The organism is Actinocrispum sp. NPDC049592, from assembly GCF_040675465.1.
Taxonomy (GTDB): Bacteria; Actinomycetota; Actinomycetes; order Mycobacteriales; family Pseudonocardiaceae; genus Kibdelosporangium.
In genome coordinates this window covers 705,573-728,968 of sequence record NZ_JBFAPA010000001.1, presented here as the reverse complement: position 1 = coordinate 728,968, position 23,396 = coordinate 705,573, and the positions used below count along the sequence as shown (strand labels likewise).

Sequence of the window (23,396 nt, the reverse complement as noted above, 5' to 3'; positions counted from 1 at the left end):
CCATTCCGGTCAGAGCACTAGACACAAGCACCGCGCCGGTAGTGACGGCGCGGTGCTTGTTTATCAGGCTATCAGCTTGTCTAGACCTTCGGCGAGCCGTCGTCTTGCCTACTCAGCTCGTCCGCCATGTCTAACAGACGCTTGACCTGCGGAGACGGGTTCAAAAGCCCTCCGACAAGGTCCGTGCTCGGGGGACCTGTGTCTGCGGAGAGCGCAGACCGGGTCGTCCGGGATCATGTTGGGGGGGACGACCCCCCAAACCCCCCGATGCTGCGCCTTGGTGGCTGGGATCTTGGGGTTGGTCGGCCGTACGGGCGTTAGTGGCTGTTGGGAAGGCACCTCGCACCGAAGACTCGAATCGGCGAGGGGCAGGCGCCAATCGCAAGGGGGTTAGGGGAAGCGGCGGCGGCTCAAGGCTCGGGCGCGGCGGACCAGGGAGTCGACGATTTCGGCGGCCGAGACTGGGGCGGCGCCGGTGGGGGTGCAGCAGGAGGGTTTTGTGCGGGTGTGGGCATTGGGTGGGCGGATGCCGGCGAGTTCGTAGAGGCGGTCGTAGACGTCGAGGTCGGGGTCGGTGCCGTGCGGGCCGACGAGGAGGATCCAGGCGAGGGTTGAGGACTCGAAGGCGACAACGACGCGGTCGGAACCGCGGAGGTGCTTGACGCACAGGCGGGGCAGGGGTTCGGGGCCGGTGACGCGGTAGCCCAGGGCCGCGCAGCCTCGGTGCGCGAGGTCGTCGAGGAAGGCCTCGTACGCCTTGCGCGCGGGACCCCGGAGGATCGCCGCCTGGGCACTGGCCAGTGGGGTCTCCGCTATCTGGACTGAGGTCACTCGCGGACGACGCGTCCCTCGCCCTGGCTCATCTGGGCCAGGCTCGTGGCGAGGTCGACGCGGTCCAGCAGCGCCTGGTCGGCCAGCCGCCGGTACACCTCGTCCAGCAGCCCCCGGTGTTTACCCGCCCGCCGTAAGTCGGCGACGAGGTGCAGGACCTGGTGCAGGCGGGACGCGTCCAGCAGCATCCGCGGGGAGGTGTGGCTCACGGTCAGCACGCCCTCCTGGGCCCAGGCGCGCACGGTCTTCTCGGTCAGGTCCAGCAGCTCACCTGCTACCACCGGGCGTACGGGCGGGGCCTGGGCGAGGGCGCGTTCGACCACGCCGATCAGCCGGGACCGGCGCTGGTCGTGCTCCGGCAGCGTGTCCGCGACCGACTCGATCTCCTCCACCTGGGAGAACAGGTCGCGGAGCTGTTGCGTCTCCGCCATCACGGTCATCACGGCCTCCCCACCGAGAGCAGTACACTACCGAGTATAGGCGACTTTTTCGGTAGTCGAGAAGGGGTGGCGTTGCGTTCACTGGACGGGCTGCGGTTCCGGGCCGCGGAGCACACCGAGGGCGGCGAGGTCGAGCCCGCCACCATCTTCACCTACCACGAGCAGGACGGTGAGATCTGGGCCGAGTACGCGGGTGGCAGGATCAAACGCGGCTACCTTGTCGGCACGCGTGACCAAGACAGGCTGGAGTTCCGGTACGCCCAGCTCAACGTGCGGGGCGAGACCAGCACGGGCCACTGTGTGTCCACAGTGGAGGAGTTCGGCGGGAGGATCCGGCTGGTGGAACGCTGGCAGTGGGAGTCCCGGATCGGCAGCGGCACCAGCGTGGTGGAGGAGATATGACCCCGGACGAACTGCTCACCACGACCCGCTCGGTCCGCAAGCGCCTCGACCTCGACCGCCCGGTCCCGCTCGAACTGGTCCGCGAATGCCTCGAGATCGCTTTGCAGGCGCCCTCCGGCAGCAACCGGCAGACCTGGCACTGGCTCGTCATCACCGACCGGGACCAACGCGCCGCGGTGGGCGAGCTGTACCGCCGAGCGGTCGAGGCCTACCTCCAATCCCCAGGTGCCGCCGGGAAACTCTTCCGCGACGACCCGGACCGCGCGCACGTCCAGACCCGTGTGGGTGACAGCGTTGCCTATCTCGGCGAGCACATGGGTGAGGTGCCGGTGCTCGTCGTGCCCTGCCTGAAAACCAAGCTGGGTGAAGGCAACCAGGCCGGCACCTGGGGGTCGGTGCTGCCCGCCGCCTGGAGCTACATGCTCGCCGCCCGGTCCCGCGGCCTCGGCACGGCATGGACGACGCTGCACCTGACCTTCGAGCAGGACGCCGCGGAAATCCTTGGCCTGCCGGAGGATGTGCACCAGGCCGCGCTCATCCCGACCGCGTACTACACCGGCGACACGTTCAAGCCCGCCGCACGCGTCCCTCTTGATCAAGTGCTGCATCTGGACCGCTGGTAGGCCGTCCGCCAAGATCAATGGTATGACGATTGAACGACCTGGCGACATCATCGCTCACGTGAACAGCACGTACGCCACTGACCTGTTCATCGCGGTCGTCAGCGACTTCGACATGTTCACCACACTGGCGGGACGGGACAGCACGTCCACGGCCGAGCTCAGCGCGCTGCTGGGGATCGACGAGCGCGCGGCCGACGTGACCCTGACCTACCTCGTGGCACTGGGGCTCCTCGAACGACTGCCGGCCGGTTCGGTCAAGCTCTCGCCTGTGGGACAAGAACATCTGGTCGCTGGGGTGGATGTCGACCTGCGCTACTACGCCGCCATGGTGGCGGACCGGCCTGGTGTCCGCGACGCCGTGACGGTACTGAGAACGGGGCGCCCGGCGCCCTGGGAGAGCGCGAGCGACGGCGAGGACTGGATCACCAGGATGTCCTCGACGACGGAGTTCGCGAACACGTTCAGCGCCGCGATGGACGCGCGCGGCCGGTACCTCAGCCCGCCGCTCGCGGAGGCGTTGCGCGAGCTGAAACCCGAACGGATCCTCGACGTGGGCGGCAGTTCCGGTGTCTACGCCTGCGCGATAGCCAAGGCGTTGCCGGAGATCACCGCTGCGGTACTGGACATTCCCTCGGTGGTGGACTTCTCCCGCAGCTGCATCGCGGCGAAAGGCATGTCCGACCGGGTGGGTGTGATCGCCGGGGACATGTTCGCCGAGCTGCCAACGGGTTTCGATGTGCACCTGTACTCGAACGTGTTGCACGACTGGGGTGTGGACGACATCGAGCGGCTCGCGGCCGCCTCGTTCGCCGCGCTGCCCTCCGGCGGTGTGCTCGTCGACCACGACATGCACATCGACGACGACAAGACCGGATCGCTGCGGGCGGCCGAGTTCTCCGTCCGGATGATGCTCATCACCGCCGGAAAGTGTTACTCCACGCCGGAACTCGCCGAGATCTTCCAGCGTGTGGGCTTCGCCGAGGTGACCACGACGCCGACCACCGCCGGCTACAGCATCGTGGTGGCGCGCAAACCATGATCACAGTTTGCTACGCCGGCGAACAACCGCCGGAGGAGTGGGACGCCTCGGTGTTCCTGGCCGGGCCCACACCGCGCGACCCGGGCGTGCCGTCCTGGCGGCCCGAAGCGATCGCCGAGCTGGAACGCCAGTGGGACAACGGCGTTCTGGTGGTGTTCGTGCCGGAACCGGCCGACGGCAAGCGTTATCCCGGCTACGACGACCAGGTGGACTGGGAGGAACGCTGGCTGGACGCGGCCGACACCATCATGTTCTGGATCCCGCGGGCGATGGCGACCATGCCCGGGCTGACCACGAACATCGAGTTCGGCCGGTACGAGTCGTCCGGCCGGGTGGTGCTCGGCGCGCCGGAGTCCGCCGAACGGATGAAGTACCTGCGCATCCACGCGTTGCGCAACGGTGCCCCGGTCACGACGACGCTGGCGGACACCGTGCGGATGTCGTTGTCGCCCATCGGCGAAGGCGTGCCGCGCTCCGGCGGTGAGCGGTTCGTGCCGCTGAAAGCCTGGCAGTCGCCCACCTTCCGCAACTGGTACGCGGCCCAGCAGAACGCGGGCAACACCCTTCTGCACGGCAAGCTGTTGTGGACCAGGAAGGCGTTCCTCTGGGTGTTCCACGCGCGGATGCACATCGCCGCGGAGGACCGCGTCAAGTCCAACGAGATCGTCCTCGGCCGGCCGGATGTGGTGTCCATTGTGGCCTATCACCCCGGCGAGACCGTGCTGGAGCACCAGGTCGTGCTCGTCCGCGAGTTCCGGCTGCCCTCGTGCTCACCGGACGGCTATGTCCGCGAACTTCCCGGCGGCGGTGTGCTGCACGGCGAACCGGTGGACCAGGCGGCGCACGAGCTGGCCGAGGAGACCGGTCTGCAAGTTGCGGCGGACCGGTTGCGCGCCGGTCAGGTGCGGCAGGCGATCGCCACCCTCTCGGCCCACCGGGTGCACGTGTTCACCGTCGAGCTGACCGCCGACGAGATCGCGAGCGCGCGGGAAAATCCCGGCCCGCACGGGATCATCGAGGACTCCGAACGCACCTTCGTCGAGATACGAAGCTACTCGGACATTCTGGGCGAGCAACTCGTTGACTGGGCGACGGTCGGCGTGCTCAGCGCCGCGTTCACCGGACCCGCACGGTGATCCATGAGTCCAGTTTGACCGGTTGCCCCTCGCCGTCGATGGACACCACCGTCCATTCCGGACGGAAAGTTGCCGACGTCCCGTCCCCGGACGAGTAAAGGATATTGGCGAAACCGAGGTCTCTGAGCTGGTCGTCAACGTTCGCCGCCGAGCGGCCGGACAGGTTGCCGGGAATGGTGATGACCGGCTTGGAGTCGTCGAAGTCGAGAAAGGTCAACAGGATCACGGCGGCCGCGAGGACACCGGTGACCCACATGGTGGTTTTCGACTCGGTCATCACTCACCTCCGCGCACCTGCTTGTAGTCGCGGTGGCAGCGGTCGTTACATACGTACGCCGGCTACGCACCCGTCCCGGTCACTAGCCCTCGCAAGCGATCCCGTTGTGGTTGCGGTCCAGTTCTTCGCGATAGCCCGGTTCGTCCTCGTAGATGGGCGCCGCGCCGACGGCCTTGGCCACCTCGCAGTTCGGGTAGTAGATCGGCACGTCGGGCAGGGTGAGCGTGATCGAGATCCGCGGCGGCGACGGTGGGTTCTTGGGGCTGGGCGGCGGGGCCGTGGCCGAACTGGTCGGCTTCGGTGCGGGCGGCGGGGTCGTTGTGGTTTTTGTCACAGTGGTCGCGTCCATCGTCGGCGACGCGATGATCATCCCGCCGTTGTCCGGCTCGCGGTAGGCGACCGTCGGGAACGTCTGCGCGCTGATCGTGGTGCCCGGTGTGCTGTCGTTCAGCAGCACCGCAGCGAAGACCGCGAGCACGGCGAGACCCGCCGCCACCCAATGCCACTGTCTGCCGGCCATGGACATCCTCACCATCGGATACCGGTCTTGTCCGCGCGACGGGTCCCGGTGTTACAAGCGGATCTCCCTCCTGCGGGGGAATGCCGTCACTCGCGCGATCGATGTACTCCGTTTGCCGGAAGACGACCGTGTCGGTCATGCGGATGGTTACCAGTCAACGCTTTCCCAGTGCGCGGGCGGCGGTCGAGGCGGCCGGAGTGGACCTGCGCGCCGAGCTTGACCAGGTGGAACACGGATTGCGGGCCACCCTCCGGGATCCGGAGAACCCCTTTCTCAGCAAGGCCGCCACCCACCTGATCGAGGCCGGTGGCAAACGGTTCCGCCCCTTGATGGTCCTTCTTGGAGCATGCTTCGGCACCGACCGCACCAGCGTCGTCGACGCGGCCCAGCTGGCCGAGCTGGTGCATGTTGCGACGCTCTACCACGACGACGTGATGGACGAGGCGCCCGTGCGGCACGGCGTCGTGTCCGCGAACACCAGGTGGAACAACACAATCGCGATCCTGCTCGGCGACTACCTGCTGGCCAGGGCGGCCGCATTGGCGGCGACGCTGGGCGATGAAGCGGTTCGCTTGCAGGCACGCACGTTCGCACGCCTGGTCCGCGGTCAGATCGACGAAACCGTCGGCCCCGGCAAGGGTGTTGACCGAATCGGACACTGCCTGCGGGTGATGGCCGACAAGTCCTCGTCGTTGATCTCTATGGCGGTACGGCTTGGTGCGACTGTCAGCGGCGCGCCCGGCCAAGTGGCGGATGCCCTTGCGCTGTACGGCGAACTGCTCGGCATCTCGTTCCAGATCTCCGACGACGTGCTGGACATCTGTGCCAGCGAACACCTCCTGGGCAAGCAACCCGGGACCGACCTGCGGGAAGGGATCGTCACGCTGCCGGTTCTCTATGCCGTGGAAGACAATCCTACGCTCGCGGAGATTGTGCTGTCGGGTCCGTTGACCGACGAACGAACCCGGTCACACGCCATCGCCCTGCTGCGGGAATCGCCTGGCTTGCAACGGGCTCAACGGGAAGCCTGCCAGCATGCGGAACGTGCCAAGGAGCTGCTGTACGACTTGCCTGACATCCCAGCGAAAACCGCGCTGATCAACCTCGGTGACTTCGCCGCCGGGCGGGCGTTCTAACCCTGCACGTCGACGAAGTTGCTGTCGATGTTGATGGTCACGTTGTTGTACGACTCGTCATGGCCGCCCGTGTACTGGTGGATCCGGCGCCCGCCCCACCGGTCGCCGGGCAGGAACTTGCCGCCGTCCGCGTTGGCCTGCCCGTTCCACCAGCCGAACCAGACGTGGTCCGGACGGCTGTACGCGCGGTTGTCGAAGTTGCGCACCAGATCGGTGATCCCCGAACCGGCGCTGCTGTACACACCCGAGCGGAACCCACGTTCCCGCAACCGGTCCGACCAGCCGCTGAGGAACGACATCACCGCGCCGCTGCAGTTGCCGTCCGCGGTGTTGTAGCCCTCCATGTCGTTGTAGATCACCGTGCCCGCCGACAGGCCGAGCCGTTTCGCCTGCTCCACAGCGTCGTTCGCGCCGTCCCGGCCCTGGTTGCGGGCGTTGCCGGGGTCCCAGTCCACCTTGTACTTGAAGTTCGTGCAGGGTGCTTGCAGGCCAACATAAGTGGGGATGATGTGCCAGCCGGTGCCGGCCTGTTTGCTGATCCACTTGGCCGTCAGGTTCGGTTGGGCGCAGGCCCGGTGCACACCGCCGATGTACACGCCGATCGCCCGGTACGGCGACGCGCCCCACGCATCCATCGTGGCCTGCGACGGAGCCGCGCACGCGTCGAAACCTTGTCCTGTGTAGACACCCGGCTGCACGGTCCGCATGGCCGGCTGCTCGACCCGTTCGACCGGCGTGGCCATGGACCTGAACCGGTCGCCGGAGACGGTCACCCGGCCGTCCGGTTCGATCAGCACGGCGTCGGTGACGTCCCGCAACCCGCTTGGGCAGCGCTGGTCCGCGCCGGGCGTGCCCAGGTACACCGCGTTGCGGTCGAACCGGACACACGCGGTGGGATGAGCGGTGAGGTCGACGACCGGCCAGCCGGCGGGCACGGCGAACGTCCGGCCCCCGTAGCTGATGGTCTGATCAGCACTGACAGGGCTCACCAGGGCGGCGGCGAGCGTGACTGCCCCCGCACCCGCGATCCACGCACGCATCGATCCTCCCCGAAGGTCACTCTCCGTACACGATGTGAGACATCTTCGGTGATCTCGGCGACCACGGCCACTCGAACGCACTAGCCACGTGTCACCATGCAGGTAATGACACCCATCGAGGCGATCGTGGTCGCCGTAGCAGGCATGTGTGCCGGTGCCATCAACACGGTCGTCGGCTCGGGCACGCTGATCACGTTCCCGGTACTGCTGGCCATCGGCTACCCGCCGGTGGTGGCCAACGCGTCCAACAGCATCGGCCTGGTCCCCGGCGGGGTGACCGGCGCGATCGGCTACCGGCGGGAGCTGGAGGGCCAGCGCAGCCGCCTGCTGCGGCTGGGGATCTGCTCGTTACTCGGCGGGGTGACCGGGGCGCTGCTGCTGCTCTGGCTGCCGCCGGGGGTGTTCAAGGCAGTCGTGCCGGTACTGATCGTGATCGCGCTGGTCCTGGTGGTGATGCAGCCGTGGCTCTCGCGGCGGCTGTCCGAGCGGGAACGGCACGAGCACGGCGGGATCGGCGCGCTGATCGCCACGTACTTCGCCGGCGTGTACGGCGGCTACTTCGGCGCGGCGCAGGGCGTGCTGCTGGTGGGCCTGCTCGGCATCATGATCGACGAGGGCCTGCAACGGCTGAACGCGTTGAAGAACGCGCTGACCGCGGGCGTGAACCTGGTCGCGGGCATCATCTTCGTGGCGATCGCGGACGTGGACTGGCTGGTGGTGCTGCTGATCGCGGCCGGCAGCACGGTCGGCGGCGTCATCGGCGCCAAGATCGGGCGCAAACTGCCGCCGGCCGTGCTGCGTGGCGTGATCGTCGTGGTCGGTGTGGTCGCGATCGTCAAACTGCTGACTAGCTGAAGGACCGCGCGGCCGCCAGGAACATGTCGTTCTCCTCCGGCGTGCTGACCGTGACCCGGGCGCCGTCGCCGGCGAACGCCCGCACGATGACCTTGTTCGCCATGCAGTGCTCGTTGAACGCGGCGGTGCGCTCGCCCAGCGGCAGCCAGACGAAGTTCGCCTGCGTCTCCGGCACGTCGTAACCCATCGCGACCAGCTCGTCGCGGACCCGGCCGCGCTCGTTCTTGATCACGTCGACCCGTTCGAACAGCTCTTCCTCGGCGTCCAGCGACGCGATCGCGGCGGCCTGGGCCAGGTGGTTGACGCTGAAGGGCACGTAGACCTTGCGCAGCGCGGCGGTCACGTGCTCGGGCGCGACCGCGTAGCCGATCCGCAGGCCGGCCAGGCCGTACGCCTTGGAGAACGTGCGCAGCATGGCCACGTTGTCGCGCTCACGGGTGATCTGCAGGCCGTCCGGGGCGTCCTCGTCGTCCACGAACTCCCAGTACGCCTCGTCCAGCACGACGAGCACGTTCTCCGGCACCGCGTCCAGGAACCGGGTCAGCTCGGCCTTGCGGATCAGCGTGCCGGTCGGGTTGTTCGGCGTGCAGACGAAGATCAGCTTGGTGGCCGGGGTGACGGCGGCGGCCATCTCGTCCAGGTCCAGCGCGTGGTGCTCGGTCAGGGGCACGCGGATCTGCTGCGCGCCAACGACTTGGGTAACGATCGGATATGCCTCGAATGAACGCCAGGCGAACAGGACGTCGTCGGCCGGGCCGCACATCGCCTGGATCAGCTGCTGGCACAGGCTCACCGAACCACAGCCGACCGCGATGTGCTCGGCCGGTTCATCGAGCTTCGCCGACAGCCGCGTGGTCAGCTCGCCACAACCCATGTCCGGGTAGCGGTGCACGTCGGCGGCCGCTTCCGCGATCGCCCTGGCCACACTGGGCAGCGGCCCGCCGGTGACCTCGTTGCTGGCCAGCTTGATCGCGCCGGGAACCGACCGGCCGGGCACATAGGACGGCAACGTCGCCAGGTCGGGCCGGGTCTGGACGTTGCTCAGTTCGCTCTCACGCACCCCCGCACGGTAACCCGCCGGCGGCACACACGCGCCAGGGATTGGACGGGAATTGAAGTATTCCGGGCACAGCGCGGACGGACTATCGTGAACGCCTCGTTCGTTTGGTCACGTTGACTTACGTTCACCCCCGGATGATTGGGTGGGACCATGACCGAAACACGCACCGAGACGTTCGCGCTTGACGACGGCAGGGCGCTGACCCTGACCATCGCCGAGCCGGAACGCGTGGTCCGCGGCGGCATCGTCGTCCTGCACGAGGCCTGTGGCGTGACCGACGGAGTGCGCCTGCTGGCAAGCGCGTTCGCCGCCGAGGGGTGGCTCACCGTCGCCCCGCACCTCTACCGACAGGACGAGGTCAGACGGCTGTCCGGCGACTCGGTGCTGGCCGACACCGACGTGGCCTTTGCTTTCCTTGCGCAGCGCGGGATCGCGCCGGACCTGATGGGCGTGGTCGGGTTCGACCTCGGCGGCGCGATCGCGATGATCGTGGCAGGCGAGCGCACCATCGGCGCCGCGGTGAGCATCGCGGCAGGCGGGATCATCAACCCGGTCTCGCCCGCGCTGCCGGCGTTGATCGAGATCGCGTCCGAGCTGAAGTGCCCGTGGCTGGGGCTGTACGGCGACCAGGACGACGAGATCGACTCGTCCGAAGTGGAGAAGCTGCGGGACGCGGTGATCGAGTCGGGAATGGCCACGAACGTGGTCCGTTTCGCCGACGCGAACCACCGGTTCGACTCGGCGCCCGAGGCAGCGTACGAGTCCTGGCAGCGCACGCTCAACTGGTTCGACGCACATCTGCGTTAGGAGTCTCAGAACGGTTGTCCTGGCCATGCCCGTGAGTTAGAACGGGGGCATGACATCGCCGTCGCCAGAGGCCCCTGAGCTGCTGTGGCAGCCCGATCCCGCGCACGTCGCGGACACCCGGATCGCCGGGTTCCGCGCGTGGCTGGCCGCTCACCGCGGGCTGGACCTGCCGGACTACGCGGCACTGTGGGAGTGGTCGACGACGGACCTCAGCGGGTTCTGGGGTGCGGTCGCGGAGTACCTGGGTGTGATCTTCCACTCGCAGCCGACGGCGGTGCTGGGGTCGGCAGCGATGCCTGGGGCCTCCTGGTTCCCGGGCGCGACCTTGAACTACGCCGAGCAGGCGTTGACCGGACAGGCGGACGACGACCTCGCGGTGATCTTCCACCGCGAGGACGGCGTCGCCTCGTACCTCAACTACGGGCAGCTGCGGTCGCATGTGGCGGCTTTCCGGGCCGCTCTGGTGTCTTTGGGCGTGCAGCGGGGCGACCGGGTGGTCGCGTTGGCGCCGAACTGCCCGCAGACCCTGGTGGCCTTCCTGGCGGCGGCCTCCCTGGGGGCGACCTGGTCATCGTGTTCGCCGGACTTCGGGCCGCGGGCGGTGTCCGACCGGTTCACCCAGATCTCGCCGACGGTGTTCGTGGCCGTGGACGGGTATGTCTACGGTGGACGGTCGTTCGACATCCGGCCCACCGTCGACGAGCTGCGTTCACAGCTTCCCGGGCTCCGGGCGACGGTGTTGATCGACTACCTCGGCAACGGCGCCGCGCTGGACGGGGCGGAGTCGTGGGATGCGCTGCTCGCGGCGCATTCCGGGGCTTCACTGGAGTTCTCGGCGGTGCCGTTCGACCACCCGTTGTGGGTGTTGTACTCGTCCGGGACGACGGGGCTGCCCAAGGGGATCGTCCAGGGGCACGGCGGGATCGTCCTGGAGCACCTCAAAGCCCTTGTGCTGCACGGGGACATGGGGCCGGGGGAACGGTTCTTCTGGTTCACCACCACCGGCTGGATGATGTGGAACTTCCTGGTGTCCGGGCTGATGACCGGCGGCACGATCGTGCTGTACGACGGGAACCCGGCCTACCCCGACCTGAACGTGTTGTGGCACCTGGCCGAGCAGCACCGGATCACCTACTTCGGCACGTCCGCCCCGTACATCCAGTCGTGCCTGAAGAAGGGCATCACACCGGCCGCGCAGTACGACCTGTCGGCGTTGCGGGCCCTGGGATCCACCGGCGCGCCATTGACCCCCGAGGGCTTCCGGTGGATCGCCGAGGAGGTGGGGCCGTCGGTGCAGATCTGCTCGATCTCCGGCGGAACCGACCTGTGCACGGCGTTCGTCGGAGCCGCGCCGGATGTCCCGGTGTGGCTCGGCGAGCTGTCCTGCCGGGCACTGGGCGCCGCCGTCGCCGCGTACGACCCCGACGGCAAGGAAGTGATCGAGACCGTCGGTGAGCTCGTGGTCACCCAACCGATGCCGTCGATGCCGGTGTACTTCTGGAACGACCCGGACGGCTCCCGGCTGCGGGCGGCCTACTTCGAGGACTTCCCAGGGGTGTGGCGGCACGGCGACTGGATCCGCATCACCGACCGCGGGTCGGCCGTGATCTACGGCCGGAGTGATTCCACTCTCAACCGCGGCGGCGTCCGGATGGGCACGAGCGAGTTCTACCGGGTGGTCGAGGCCTTCGACTCCGTCGCGGACTCCCTTGTGATCGACACCACTGCGGTCGGCCAGCCGGAAGGAGAGCTCCTCTGCTTCCTGGTCCTGGCCCCCGGCGCCTCCCTCACCGAGGTCGAACCCCAGCTCCGCGCCGAACTCCGCACCGCCCTGTCCCCCCGCCACGTCCCCAACAAGTTCATCGTCGTCGAGGCCATCCCCAGAACCCTCAACGGCAAGAAGTGCGAGGTCCCCATCAAGAAGATCCTCGCCGGCACCGCCCCTGACCAGGCAGTAAGCCGAGACGCACTGACCAACCCGGACTCACTGGCCCCCTTCGTGGCGATGGCCCAGACCTAGAAACCAGGGGGCGCTTTGCAGGGGCCGGGCAGGCCCCTGTACTGTAATCACCCGAAGCGGCCGAGGGGCTCGGGAGGCTTCGCCTAGTCTGGTCTATGGCGCCGCACTGCTAATGCGGTTGGGGTTCAAGCCCCTCCCGGGTTCAAATCCCGGAGCCTCCGCGCAAGACGTTCAGCCCCGGCTGAACGACAACTGAACAAGCGCCCGTAGCTCAACGGATAGAGCATCTGACTACGGATCAGAAGGTTAGGGGTTCGAATCCCTTCGGGCGCGCTCGACGACGGGCGACCCTTGTCTGCGGAAAGCGCAGACAGGGGTCGTCTCGCATTATGTTGGGGGGCCGAGCCCCCATGCCCCCCACGTTGCGCCTTTGGCGCGGGGCGCTTTGCGCCGTTGGGGGCTGCGCCCCTGTCCCCCCTTTGGCCGACATCTACGCGTTGATGGGGGAGTGTCGAACCTTCGCGGTGCGGGGTTGATAGTGAGCTTGTGGACTGCGGGTGTTGTGTAGGTGGGGTGCTTTTGTTGGTGGGGTGGCAATGGGGGGAAGATCGGCATTTGGTTGCGGGGCGGGTGGGTTGGGGGCTATATCCGGGTATTGGAGTGGGGGTGGGATCTCGTTTGGTCGAGTGGTGGGCACCCATGTGGGGTCTTGCGTTGGTGGTGTCGTAACGTCTTGCAGTTGGGTGCGCTCTTCCTGAGAAGGTTTGTGCTTGTGTGTCATTTTGCCGGGACAGGGATGACAGTGCCCTCATAATGGAGGCCGTCGGCCGGTCGCCGTCGGACCGACACCCGGGGCTGCGGGGAGGGATGGCTGGTGACGCAACTTATGCCTGCGCCCCTCCACAGAACGATCATTGTGGTGGATGTCGCCGGTTTCACCAGCCCTGGTCGCAACGCGGTGGATCGGCTTGCGGTGCGCCAAGGGTTGTACGAGGTGTTGAGCGCTGCCTTCAATGCCTGCGACATCGACTTCAGCTCGTGTGTGCGGGAGGACCGCGGCGACGGCGCGTTGATCCTGCTCCCGCCCGGGGTGGCAAAAACCGTTGTCGCTGAGCGGTTACCGGACCGGATCGTGGTCGCGCTCCGCCGGTACAACTCGACGCGCATCCCTCAGGCCCAGTTCAAGCTGCGGGTGAGCATGAACTCCGGGGACGTGCTGTACGACGGAAACGGGTGGGTAGGAACCGCCGTCGACGATGCTTTCCGGATTCTCGAAGCCCCCGCGGCGAAGACCACCTTGGACCGCAGCGACCGGATGGTGGCCTTCATCTCCTCACAGCAGTTCTTCGCCGAGGTCATCGAGCGCGACCCCGGCCTGGTCCCCGAGTCGTACCAGCAGATAGATGTCTCGGTGAAGCAGTTCTCCGGAACCGCCTACCTGCGGATGCTCGGCGGTGACATGACCTTCGCGCCGCCCGCGGCGGCTGCTCCGGCACCGGCGCCCCCCGAGCCTGCCGACGCGCATGGAGTTCTGCTGGACGTCCTTCCAAGTGCGGACTTGGCCGGTCTGCGTAGCCGGCTCAGCCGGGTACAGGTTCCTCGGCTGAGCGTGCTGATAAGTCGCGCGCTCGGTCAGGGGGTTCCGCTACCCCCGCTTGACAACGTTGACGACGCCTGGAGCGCCTTCGTCCTGCTCACCGACTTCAACGCCGGTTCGGACGGCGTCCCACCCGCGATCACCTTCCTGCGCATGCTCGCCGAGGAACTCGGCGGCGACATAGGCCCCGCGATCACCACCTGGCTCGGCGACCACACCCGACGGTTGCGGCTGGGTCCGGCATTGGAGCGTCAACGGCTGGCCCATGTGCCCATTCCCGACCGGCCACACCTGTACCTGACGATCATGCTCGACCCGGACCCGATCGATCCGGGCCGCTGCACACTCGCGTCGTGGCGGCAGGACGACCCGTCCGTCTGGCCACCGACGCTCGGGGGTGTTCGCGAGGTCGCGTTCGACGAGCTGGAGTACCGCGTCGACGACGTGATCCTCGAGGCCGAGTCGATGTGGTCCGGGCAGAGCATCGCAGCGGCCGTGGAGTTCCTGCTGCCGCGAACGCTGCTGAGCCTGCCGGTCCAACGCTGGGCGAAGGAGCACGAGTCGGGACAGCCGCAGCCCCTCCGTTACGACTATCGCCTCAGTGTCCGCTCACTCGAACGGATGAAAGCCGGGCATTGGCATCGCGCGTGGAACCTCAAATTCGATTCGATGCTGCACAATCCCTCGGCGGACCGGTTGCACTATTCAGGCTCCGAGGAGCTTCCGATCAACGCAGTACTGAGCGACGACCGATGGGTCGGACTGGTGATGACGGGACCACCGCCACCAGAACCAAGGAACGTGCCGGACGAGTTGACAGCCGCACTCCGCAGTGGTCTTCCGGTGATCTTTTTCCACCCGCACGCAGGCCCGGACGATCTTCGTGAGTTGATCGACTGGATGCTCGACGGTGACAACGGTTTCAATGATCTACTGGCTCGCCGGAAATCTGCCAATTCGCCGACGGCACTGCCGTTCAACGATTCTCTGGTTCATGACTTGGTGGTAATGTGGGACGACCCGAAAAGAACAATCGTTCTCGACCAGCCGTTGACCCCGTCATGACAGTAAGGGGATACCGCGGATGAGCGTGAACAATCAAGATGGCGTGGTGTCGCCGAGGAGGCGCTCACCACATTTCGACCCGCCCGACTGGTGGATCTACCGCGGCACAGGTAGGCCGATCCACGATGTCGACCTCACCGAGATGCTGCCCGCGCCGCCGCCATGGCGCGCCTTCCAGGGCGGTCCGTTGCCCGAACCGGATGTGCCGCCGCCGGACGACGGCGATGCCCAACGGCGCCTCGGTGCCTCGTTCGAGATGTCCGAGGAGGTCGTCGAGCCGAACGAGCTGAACATGGTCAACGCGGCGCTCTACCTTCGGCGGCCCCTGCTCGTGACCGGCAACCCGGGCACCGGCAAGTCCTGCCTGGCGTTCCGCATCGCCCGCGAGCTCGGCCTTGGGCGGGTACTCCGATGGGCGATCACCAGTCACACCACGTTGCAGTCCGGTCTCTACGGGTATGACGCCATCGGTCGCGTCCAGGCGGCGGCGACCGGCCAGGCGCAGCGGGGTGCGGCGGTCGAGGAACCACCGATCGGCGACTTCATCCGGCTCGGGCCGCTCGGCACGGCGTTTCTGCCCAGCAGCCGGCCGCGAGTACTGCTGATCGACGAACTGGACAAGAGCGAGGCAGATCTGCCGAACGACCTGTTGTCGATCTTCGAGGACGGCGAGTTCCTCATCGACGAGCTTCAGCGCGTCCGTGAGCGGCACCCCGAAATGGTCGTGCACACCGCCGACCCGCAACGCACGGCGACTGTCCGGGACGGCCGGATCGCCTGTCGAGCCTTTCCGGTCGTGATCATCACCAGCAACGCCGAGCGGGAGTTCCCGCCCGCGTTCCTGCGCCGCTGCCTGCAACTGCGCATGGAGAACCCGGACCACGAGCAGTTGGCCGCGATCGTCGCGAGTCACCTGGTCGGTGCGAACGGGGAGCATCGTGACGCGCTCATCCGGCAGTTCGCCGACCGCAGCAAGGCCGAAGGCGGTCTGCCCACCGACCGGCTGCTGGATGCGGTCTACCTGGCCACGTCAGGCGCCTACCAGCCGGACAACATCGCGTGGCCACAACTTGTGGAGGCGCTCTGGCATCGGCTGACGGTGCAGTGACATGCCCGGCCCAGCCGACGCCTCGCGGCCAGAGGCACGCCCGCCGGTGACCGGCGACCCATCGGGGGTCAATGCGCGCAACACGGCGGGCAGGCTCGGTCTGGACGATCTGACCTGGACCGACGTGGCCGACATCGTCTGGTTGGCCGCTGCCACAACACCACCGGATTCGCCCACCTCGCCGGCGGCCAAGAGCAAGCCCGCATCCGGCAATGACAATGGAACGCGAATACGGAGCACTCCGTTCGAACCTCGGGACAACCCGAACGTGTCAGCACCGTCGCCCGGACCGACCCGGCCGGAGATCGCGGTTTCGGCGCGGGGCGAACAGGCGTTGACCTCCGCGGGTCATGAAGCGGATGCCGGCAACGGCGTCACGAATGTCGGCGCCGCACCAGTTGGTTCGCTCGACTACATTCGAGCGTTGCAACCCCTGAAACGCCAGGTGCCTTCTCGCCGACAGAACGACGTGGTCCTGAATGAGGAGGCCACTGCAGAGCGTGCGGCGGAGACCGGTCTGTGGTGGCCGGTCACCCGATCGAGGCAAGAGCGTTGGCTGGATCTGACCCTTGTGGTCGACAATGGACCGTCTATGGCCCTATGGCGCCGGCGGGTCGCCGCATTCGCCACTTTGCTCGAGCGATTGGGCGCTTTCCGGACCATTCAGCTCCGGTTGCTGGAGATCACCAAGGACAATGGCCAGCCAACACCGGTTCTGCGGGGCGGGACCGCTGAAGCGGTGGCGCGGCATCCAGATGAGATTCTTGAATCGTCCGGACGCCGAGTAGTACTCCTGATCACGGACGGCGCCGGCGACGCATTGCGACGAGATATTCTATACCCGTTGCTCGCCAGGTGGGGCCGCGTACTACCCGTGAGCGTTGTGCACATGCTTCCGCAATGGATGTGGGGCCGGTGCGGTCTTGGTGCGCAGAAGGCTAGGCTTTCCTTGCCTGGAAGGCTCATGCCGAACAGTCGCTGGAGTTGTGAGCTGGCCGATGCCTGGCTGGCACCCGATCCGGACGCATTGGTGCCGGCCGGTACGGTTCCGGTGCCCATACTCGAGCTCCAGCCCCGTTGGCTCAATTGGTGGGCCCGGCTGATCGCCGGTGAACAACGCGGTCCAACCGGCGGAACGGTTCTGCTCACAGCAGAACAAGTGCCACCGGCAACAGCGGCGTCTCATGGCGATTCCAGCACGTTGGCGCCGGTCGAGCGCGTCCATAGGTTCCGTAGTACCGGCTCTCCCGTCGCACAGCGTCTCGCGACTCTGTTGGCTGCGGTGCCGGTTCGGCTTGACGTGGCCCAGTTGATTGGACGAACATTCCTTCCTGAAGCCGGTCCAGAGCACCTCACGGAGTTGCTGGTATCGGGGATCCTGTACGCTCCCCGACTCAGGGAGGGGAAGTCCACTTGGGACACAGGTGGGGCCTTTGCCTTTCCCGAGGCAGTCCGTGAATTGCTACTCAGTGGCGCGCGGCGTTCGGAAACGGCCAGCGTGGTGCAGGTGGCGGCCACCCATTTCGGTGAACGGATTCCGGTACTCGGTCACCTCCGAGATGCCATCGCCGACCCGCACAACACGCCCGATCCGAAGTTCACCGAGGAATCTTCGGCCGACGTTGAACTTGAGAGCGCGGTCATGCGCGCTCTCTCGGGGCCGTACCTGTCGCGAGCCGACCGCTTGTGGAACTCGGTCCAGCGTCACGATCCAGCCCACCGTCGCTCTGAATCGATAAAGACTGCGAGTTCCACTATGCACGAGACGGCCGAACGTTCCTTCGACCCCGCGCCCGCCACGGAGGTCCATTCGGCCCAGCACGTCCAACCTGAGCCGCTCGACTCGCGGACCACGCCGATGGCGTACCCGGGGACTGCGAGCACGAAGACCTTCCCGGCTCGCCAGCCGGACGACCCGCCTCCCGTCTGGGGCAACGTTCCGCCGCGCAACCCGAACTTCACCGGTCGGAGTGAACTTCTCGACCAGCTGTCCAAACGCCTGACCAGCGGAACAACCGCGGTCCTGCCTTCGGCCCTGCATGGCCTCGGTGGTATCGGCAAGACGCAGATGGCAACGGAATACATCTACCGCCACCTGCAGGACTACGACCTCGTTTGGTGGATCGACGCCACCCATACGACGCAGATTCGATCCGGGCTGACGGAGTTGGCACGGGTGCTTGGTCTGCCTGGTGCGACCGAGGCCGGTGTGGCGGTCCCGGCCGTGCTTGAGGCATTGCGAACCGGACGTCCGTTCCGCAGATGGTTGCTGGTCTTCGATGCCGCGGAGAGCCCCGAGGCGGTGCTGCCGTTCTTCCCCCGTAACGGTCCGGGGAAGATCCTGATCACATCGCGTAACTCCGATTGGGCAGGGATGGCTCGCCCGTTGGAGCTGGCCGTCTTCAAGCGGGAAGAAAGCATCGAGCTACTGGGCAAGCGGGGCCCGGAGATCGACCTCCGCGACGCTGATGAGCTCGCTGAGCGACTCGGTGACCTGCCACTGGCGATCGAACAGGCTGCCGCCTGGCGTGCGGTCACAGGTATGCCAGTTCATGAGTATCTGCGCCTGTTCGACGAATCTGTTGCGGAAATTCTCGACACGACGACGGCGCCCAGCTATGAGGTCTCCGTTGCGGCGGCTTGGAACGTGTCTTTCGAGGAACTAAAGGACCGGAATCCCGGCGCGCACCAGATTCTGCACATTTGCGCGTTCTTCTCGCCGGAGCCGATTTCTCGCGATTTGCTGACCGGCGTCAGCCGGGTGTCCATTTCCCCGGAACTCGATGCCGTACTGCGTGATCCGATCAAACTGGCGCGCGCAATCCGGGACATCAACCGGTACGGCTTGGCCAAGATCGACCACGGCAACAACACCCTTCAGTTGCACCGCCTGGTTCAGTTGGTGCTGCGAAACCGGGTCATGGCGCGATCGGTCCACGCCCAGATGCAACACGGTGCTCATCAGTTGCTCGCGGCGCTGGACCCGAACGACCCCGAGTCGAACCGCCACTGGCAGCGATATCGTGAGCTGCTGCCACACGCCTATGCCGCGAACGTCCTGGACTGCGACGAGGACTGGCCACGGCAGCTCTACATCAACCTCATGCGCTACTTGTTCGAATACGGCGACCACGAGGAAGCCGCTCGGCTCGCGACCGCGGCGCGGGAGCGGTTCATCGAGACGCTTGGACCTACCCACCCGCAGACTCTCGAGGTGTCCTCGCGGCTGGGTTTGTATCTGTGGGCCATCGGTCGTTATGCCGACGCGGCCGAGCTCAACCAGCGCACTCTCGCGTTGCGGCTGCAGGTTTCCGGCGAGGAGAACGAGGAGATCTTCGCTCTGCAGCGGAACATCACGATCGACCTGCGTGCTCAGGGCGACTTCGCTGCGGGGACCAAACTCAGCGAAGAGATCTACGAGAAGTCGAAGCGCATGTTCGGCGAGGACGACCCGGAAACGCTCAACGCGGCCTTCCAGCATGGAATCAGCCTGCGCCTGTCCGGCGAGTACCGGGCCGCGGCTGAACTCGACGAAGACACGCACCGTCGTCGCGTGGAAGTGCTGGGCCGTGACCACACCCGAACCTTCAGCGTGCACGCCTCGATGATCATCGACCGGCGTGAAGCGGGCGAGTACGGGCAGGCACGCGTCCAGCAGGAGAGGCTCACGGAGTCGTTCCGAGCGAGGTTCGGGCAGGACGACCCGGGCACCTCGACGCACGAGTTGTATCTCTCTGTGGCGCGTCGTAAGGACGGCGACCACGATGCCGCGCTGGCTCTGTCCACTGAGGCCCTTCGACGGTTCCGGCTCATCTACGGTGAAGATCACTCGGTCACCATGGCGGCATCGCTCGCTCAGTCGATCGACCTTCGCCATGCGGGCAACTTCGCCGCGGCGAAGGAACTCGGTGAGCAGACATTCGACCGGTACCGCGCAGGACTGGGCGAACACCACCCGCACTCGCTCGTTGCCTCAGTCGACCTCGCGGTGACCTTGCGCCATCAGGGGAACATAGAAGGTTCGCGAGAGCTCAACGAACGTGCCCTTGAACATCTACGCGCAGGCATCGGCGCCGACCATCCCTATGCGATCATCGCCGGCATCAACCTGGCGAGTGACGTCTCCGCCCTTGGTGATCGGGAGCAGGCGATCGCGCTGGGCCGGGACGCTCTTGAGCGAGGCGAGCGGGTGCTGGGCAGTGATCATCCGACGGTGCTGGCGGCAGCGTTCAACCTGGGGCTGGACCTCGCCGCGGTGGGCCGTGACGAGGAGGCAAAGCCTTACCAGGAGCCGATTGTCGCCAAGTACCGCAAGGTCCTCGGCGAGGCCCATCCCGGCACCCAGGCTGCTCTCCGCGGCATTCGAGCCGACTGCGACATCGATCCGATGTTGATGTGATCTCCTGATCTCACGTGGGGCCTCCGCCGCCGTTGCGGCGCAGGCCCCAGGTGCGTTCAGGCGGAAACGAGCTGACCGATCCAGGCAGCGATCTCCTCCGGAGTAGGCCAAGGCCGTCCTGATTCTCGGAGCTGCCGATGGACGGCCCGCACCAGTTCGGGACATCGCAACAACGCACGACCCGCCGGGTTCGGCCCGATCGCCGACAGCGCGAGGCCGAGGCCGACCAGTGCGGTCGGCCGGTCCGGATCGGCTGCCAGTTCCGCGCGGTAGCCGTCGGCGGCATCGGCGAACCTCTGCTCCGCATAGGCAAGATCCGCGATCGTCGCGTCCGGCACCGTGTTCCAGACCTCAGAAAGGCGTGCCTCACTCAGGTTCAGCCTGATCAGGTCTGTCCTGGCTCGTGACCACACGCCGTCGGGTACTGGTGTCGGAGGCAGTTCAGTTCCTTCAGTGATGACCGGCGGTCGTGGGCGGCCGGACTGCCAAGCGTCGACCAGCCTCGCGACCATTGTGGGGTGGGGCCTCAGGTGCCGAATCCGCCATCCCGCGTGGTGGTCGCGGGCAGCTGCCTTGGCCAGGGTCGCGAGCTCGTCGGGCGTTGGCTCGTCTTGCCATGGCCCGAGGCACTCGGCGATGCCGTCGAGGAAACGTCGTCCGGCGCCGGTAAGCACCTCGTCATTGCGCAGTTCCTGGAGCGTTCGCCAGCTCTGTAGCCGCGAGTAGGCGAACTCGAACGTGGCCAGTGCGGATTTTCCGGCCAGGGCTCGCCAGAATGCTGCGACGCCGAAGAATGCGTAGACGCCTTGCATGGCCCCGCTGAACGGGCGGGGATCGTCCCGCCACGGCACGTAGATCCGCTCACGTGGATCAGCGTGGTAGAGCCGGGTCAGATGCAACACGCCGCCGAGGACGATGTGCTGGAACTCGTGGATCAGCGTCGCCGCCAACGATGCGCCGTCGGTCGGGCGTCCGACGACCGCGCTGCCGAAGGCTTCCCCGGTGGAGGCGCTGGGATTGCGATAAGGCACTTGAGGCTTTGGTACCAGCGACTGCAGGCCGATCGGCATGGTCTCGGCAAAAGTGGGCAGATGCTTGACAATCAGTGCGCACGCCTCGCCGATCAGCCGTTGCCAATTCGCGATCTCGGCGGTGTCCAACCGCTGCGGCGGGACAGGTTCATAAAGGCCTCGATATGGATCAAGATCGTCCAGGTGCAATACGAACCGATGCGAGCCAACGCGAGTGTGAACTCGCCGAACGCTCCACCAGCCGGGTGTTTCAGAGTCGAGTGGGTCCGGTAAACGCACTGCGCTGATCTCGTTGGAGACGGTGTACCGACCGTCTTCGCCACGAACCCTGGCTACTGAGAACTGTGCCGTGGTGGCAAGCCGTGCCATGCCCAGCGAGGGCAGTGCGACGTTTCCGCTCCAGGCAGGCACATCGACATCGAAGTCCAGGCCGGCGCGGATGGCCGCGGCGCCGGCCAGTGCGTGCAGGTGGCCAAGGTGGATCCACAGTGGACCAGTTCCGTCGATTCCGCTGCGCAGCAGCCGGGTCGTGTATCCGGCCCAAGTTCCGGTATAGGGATGGGTGAGCAGGTGATCGAATGCTTTGGATGACCAGCCTTCCACCCTCGCCAACAGCTCCCAGGCGGCGTCGAGCGGTGGCAACGGGCCTGTTAGCTCCGGTGACTTCGCGCACTCCTCCATCAGGGCGCGCAGCAGCAGTTTCCGACGGCTGCGTTCGGCACGTCGCAGCCGTCGGACCATGCTCGCGTCAGCCGCAAGACCAGCAAACGCGTCCAAGTCACGCCATGGCAAGCGGTGGAAAGAACCGCCCTCCTGCGCTGGGTGCGACATCAGTCGATACGTTCGCCGCTCCCCTGGTTTCCACTTCTGTATACGGCTCGCACCCGGCAGGTTCGTTCGACCACCTGGCCCAACGAGCGAAGCAGGGGCTCGCTGTCCAGGTCGCGTAGAGCGGTGAATGAAACACCGGCCAAGTCGTACAGCCCCGATTCGATGCCTGGTTCTGTGTCCGCCGAGAACGAATTCATGCCATCCATTCCCTCCGCCCGGAAGCAGGTATTCGGATGGTACCGCGTGCTGTTCGTGGTCGGACTGGTCACTTCTTCCCGGTAGGTGAGACCAATGTTCACAGTTGGCGTTGTGGTTTGCGTGCCGGGCGCGGTGGTGGTCGCTTGACTCGCGCAACTCTTCCGGTGTCATCCCTGCTAGAGGGACGCGACAGGTGAGCTGCCTGCTGTCAGGGGCAAGTCGTCCTGCTGATACCCGGTGTTGGGCGCAGATGCGACGGGCGAAGTGCTCTGTTGCGCGGGCTTGTGGAATTTCGGCCGCAAGCGGTAAATGCTGCTGCATGCGGTTCGCGGCCGTTCGGAGCAGCCTGCCAGGGCAAAGGGCGCCAATTGGCGCCAGCGAGGGCGAGATCAGCGCCGGGGTGGAGGTTAGGAGATGTGGATTTGGGAGAGGAGGGTTTTTGTTGCTTTGGTGAGGGCTTCGGTTGTTATCAGGCCGTCGGGGTTGAGCATGAGGGTTGCGTCGCCGGAGCCGTTGACGGGGATGTGGGCTATGGCGATGGTGCCGGTGGGGGTCAGTTTCACTTCGCCGGGGTCTGGGGGGTTCTTGAGGAAGTCGGCTAGCTGGGTGGTGGTGATGTGGGCTGCGCGGGTTATCGAGGGGCCCATGATGTTCGGCGCGCCGGGGGTGGGGGTGGCGACGAGCCAGGTGGCCACGGTTTTACCGTTGACCTCGTAGTCACAGTTGATCGAGACGCCCGCGGCCGCGTCCAATGCGGACATTCCCTGGTCCCGCTGGGCCGCAAGGGGATCGGGGGCGGGGGTGGTGGACTTCGATACCTGGACCTCGACGTCGCCCGGCTTCACCTGAGGGGAGTCTGGCAGTGCCGCTGAGATGTCGTAGGGGATCGGGCAGGTGGTGGGGGCTGGGCCTGCGTTCGTCGCTGTCTTGCGGAGGCCGTCGAGCGTGATTTCGCCGTCCGAAGAGCTGCAGCCGGCGATGGCCAGCATGCCGGCGATCAGGACCCCAGCCAGCACCGCGCGTTTGTCGATCACGGGCGGG

General features: G+C 66.5%; 19 protein-coding genes and 2 tRNA genes. 13 read left to right on the top strand and 8 right to left on the bottom strand.

All coding sequences use genetic code 11. The annotated features are described in order from the left end of the window. Window positions 1–390: 390 nt before the first annotated feature. Together AB0J95_RS03450 and AB0J95_RS03445 are read right to left on the bottom strand one after the other, a co-directional pair. Window positions 391–831 (bottom strand): hypothetical protein, encoded by a 441-nt coding sequence (locus tag AB0J95_RS03450; protein ID WP_364751670.1) that lies wholly within the window; start codon window positions 829–831, stop codon window positions 391–393. After that, window positions 828–1,271, bottom strand: a complete 444-nt coding sequence (locus AB0J95_RS03445) for a hypothetical protein (protein ID WP_364751667.1) — start codon at window positions 1,269–1,271, stop codon at window positions 828–830. The genes AB0J95_RS03450 and AB0J95_RS03445 overlap by 4 nt, the downstream gene beginning before the upstream one ends. Before the next feature lie 66 nt (window positions 1,272–1,337). Between AB0J95_RS03445 and AB0J95_RS03440 the strand changes: the two genes are divergently transcribed. Genes AB0J95_RS03440 through AB0J95_RS03425 form a run of 4 tightly spaced genes read left to right on the top strand, consistent with a single transcriptional unit; the run spans window position 1,338 to window position 4,471 of the window. Beyond that, on the top strand, window positions 1,338–1,673 hold the full coding sequence (locus AB0J95_RS03440; RefSeq protein WP_364751665.1) for a hypothetical protein: 336 nt from the start codon (window positions 1,338–1,340) through the stop codon (window positions 1,671–1,673). Further along, entirely contained in the window at window positions 1,670–2,296 is a 627-nt protein-coding gene (locus AB0J95_RS03435) for a nitroreductase family protein (protein ID WP_364751663.1), read from the top strand. The genes AB0J95_RS03440 and AB0J95_RS03435 overlap by 4 nt, the downstream gene beginning before the upstream one ends. 22 nt (window positions 2,297–2,318) lie before the next feature. Then, window positions 2,319–3,335, top strand: coding sequence for a methyltransferase (locus AB0J95_RS03430; protein ID WP_364751661.1), 1,017 nt, complete (start codon window positions 2,319–2,321; stop codon window positions 3,333–3,335). Next, window positions 3,332–4,471, top strand: coding sequence for a nucleoside 2-deoxyribosyltransferase domain-containing protein (locus tag AB0J95_RS03425; protein WP_364751658.1), 1,140 nt, complete (start codon window positions 3,332–3,334; stop codon window positions 4,469–4,471). Before AB0J95_RS03430 ends, AB0J95_RS03425 begins: the two co-directional genes overlap by 4 nt. Here the strand turns inward: AB0J95_RS03425 and AB0J95_RS03420 are convergent. Beyond that, window positions 4,452–4,748 (bottom strand): hypothetical protein, encoded by a 297-nt coding sequence (locus AB0J95_RS03420; RefSeq protein WP_364751657.1) that lies wholly within the window; start codon window positions 4,746–4,748, stop codon window positions 4,452–4,454. The two genes, AB0J95_RS03425 and AB0J95_RS03420, sit on opposite strands and share 20 nt — an antisense overlap. 82 nt (window positions 4,749–4,830) lie before the next feature. Continuing rightward, the gene (locus tag AB0J95_RS03415; protein WP_364751656.1) at window positions 4,831–5,268 is read right to left on the bottom strand and encodes an excalibur calcium-binding domain-containing protein; all 438 of its coding nucleotides are present in this window, start codon (window positions 5,266–5,268) and stop codon (window positions 4,831–4,833) included. 137 nt (window positions 5,269–5,405) lie between these two features. On the opposite strand from AB0J95_RS03415, the gene AB0J95_RS03410 reads away from it, so the two are divergent. Beyond that, window positions 5,406–6,404, top strand: a complete 999-nt coding sequence (locus tag AB0J95_RS03410) for a polyprenyl synthetase family protein (protein ID WP_364751653.1) — start codon at window positions 5,406–5,408, stop codon at window positions 6,402–6,404. On the opposite strand, the gene AB0J95_RS03405 is transcribed toward AB0J95_RS03410, so the two are convergent. After that, window positions 6,401–7,444, bottom strand: a complete 1,044-nt coding sequence (locus AB0J95_RS03405) for a DUF1906 domain-containing protein (protein WP_364751650.1) — start codon at window positions 7,442–7,444, stop codon at window positions 6,401–6,403. The genes AB0J95_RS03410 and AB0J95_RS03405 overlap by 4 nt on opposite strands. A 105-nt stretch (window positions 7,445–7,549) precedes the next feature. Here AB0J95_RS03405 and AB0J95_RS03400 point away from each other — a divergent pair, with 105 nt between their 5' ends. Then, window positions 7,550–8,299 carry a sulfite exporter TauE/SafE family protein gene (locus AB0J95_RS03400; RefSeq protein ID WP_364751647.1) on the top strand — a complete coding sequence of 250 codons (750 nt, stop codon included), beginning with the start codon at window positions 7,550–7,552 and terminating at the stop codon, window positions 8,297–8,299. Here the strand turns inward: AB0J95_RS03400 and hisC are convergent. Beyond that, window positions 8,292–9,344: a histidinol-phosphate transaminase gene (gene hisC, locus AB0J95_RS03395; RefSeq protein WP_364753442.1), complete on the bottom strand. Its 1,053-nt coding sequence runs from the start codon at window positions 9,342–9,344 to the stop codon at window positions 8,292–8,294. The two genes, AB0J95_RS03400 and hisC, sit on opposite strands and share 8 nt — an antisense overlap. 165 nt (window positions 9,345–9,509) lie before the next feature. Between hisC and AB0J95_RS03390 the strand changes: the two genes are divergently transcribed. From AB0J95_RS03390 to fxsT, 7 genes are all read left to right on the top strand, one after another. After that, a complete protein-coding gene (locus AB0J95_RS03390) occupies window positions 9,510–10,166 on the top strand; it encodes a dienelactone hydrolase family protein (protein ID WP_364751645.1) in 657 nt (218 codons plus the stop codon). A gap of 49 nt (window positions 10,167–10,215) precedes the next feature. Next, a complete protein-coding gene (locus tag AB0J95_RS03385) occupies window positions 10,216–12,186 on the top strand; it encodes an acetoacetate--CoA ligase (protein ID WP_364751642.1) in 1,971 nt (656 codons plus the stop codon). A gap of 72 nt (window positions 12,187–12,258) precedes the next feature. Beyond that, window positions 12,259–12,347 (top strand) — tRNA-Ser (locus AB0J95_RS03380). A 39-nt stretch (window positions 12,348–12,386) separates the two neighbouring features. Further along, a tRNA-Arg gene (locus AB0J95_RS03375) sits at window positions 12,387–12,459 on the top strand. A gap of 586 nt (window positions 12,460–13,045) precedes the next feature. Next, window positions 13,046–14,788 carry a hypothetical protein gene (locus AB0J95_RS03370; RefSeq protein ID WP_364751640.1) on the top strand — a complete coding sequence of 581 codons (1,743 nt, stop codon included), beginning with the start codon at window positions 13,046–13,048 and terminating at the stop codon, window positions 14,786–14,788. A 19-nt stretch (window positions 14,789–14,807) separates the two neighbouring features. After that, window positions 14,808–15,896 (top strand): MoxR family ATPase, encoded by a 1,089-nt coding sequence (locus AB0J95_RS03365; RefSeq protein WP_364751638.1) that lies wholly within the window; start codon window positions 14,808–14,810, stop codon window positions 15,894–15,896. A 1-nt stretch (window position 15,897) separates the two neighbouring features. Continuing rightward, complete coding sequence (gene fxsT / locus AB0J95_RS03360; protein ID WP_364751635.1) at window positions 15,898–20,295, top strand: FxSxx-COOH system tetratricopeptide repeat protein; 4,398 nt, start codon at window positions 15,898–15,900, stop codon at window positions 20,293–20,295. Window positions 20,296–20,351: 56 nt separating this feature from the next. Here the strand turns inward: fxsT and AB0J95_RS03355 are convergent, their stop codons facing one another. Beyond that, window positions 20,352–22,067, bottom strand: a complete 1,716-nt coding sequence (locus AB0J95_RS03355; RefSeq protein ID WP_364751633.1) for an HEXXH motif domain-containing protein — start codon at window positions 22,065–22,067, stop codon at window positions 20,352–20,354. 695 nt (window positions 22,068–22,762) lie between these two features. Continuing rightward, the gene (locus AB0J95_RS03350) at window positions 22,763–23,389 is read right to left on the bottom strand and encodes a hypothetical protein (RefSeq protein ID WP_364751631.1); all 627 of its coding nucleotides are present in this window, start codon (window positions 23,387–23,389) and stop codon (window positions 22,763–22,765) included. Window positions 23,390–23,396 lie beyond the last annotated feature (7 nt).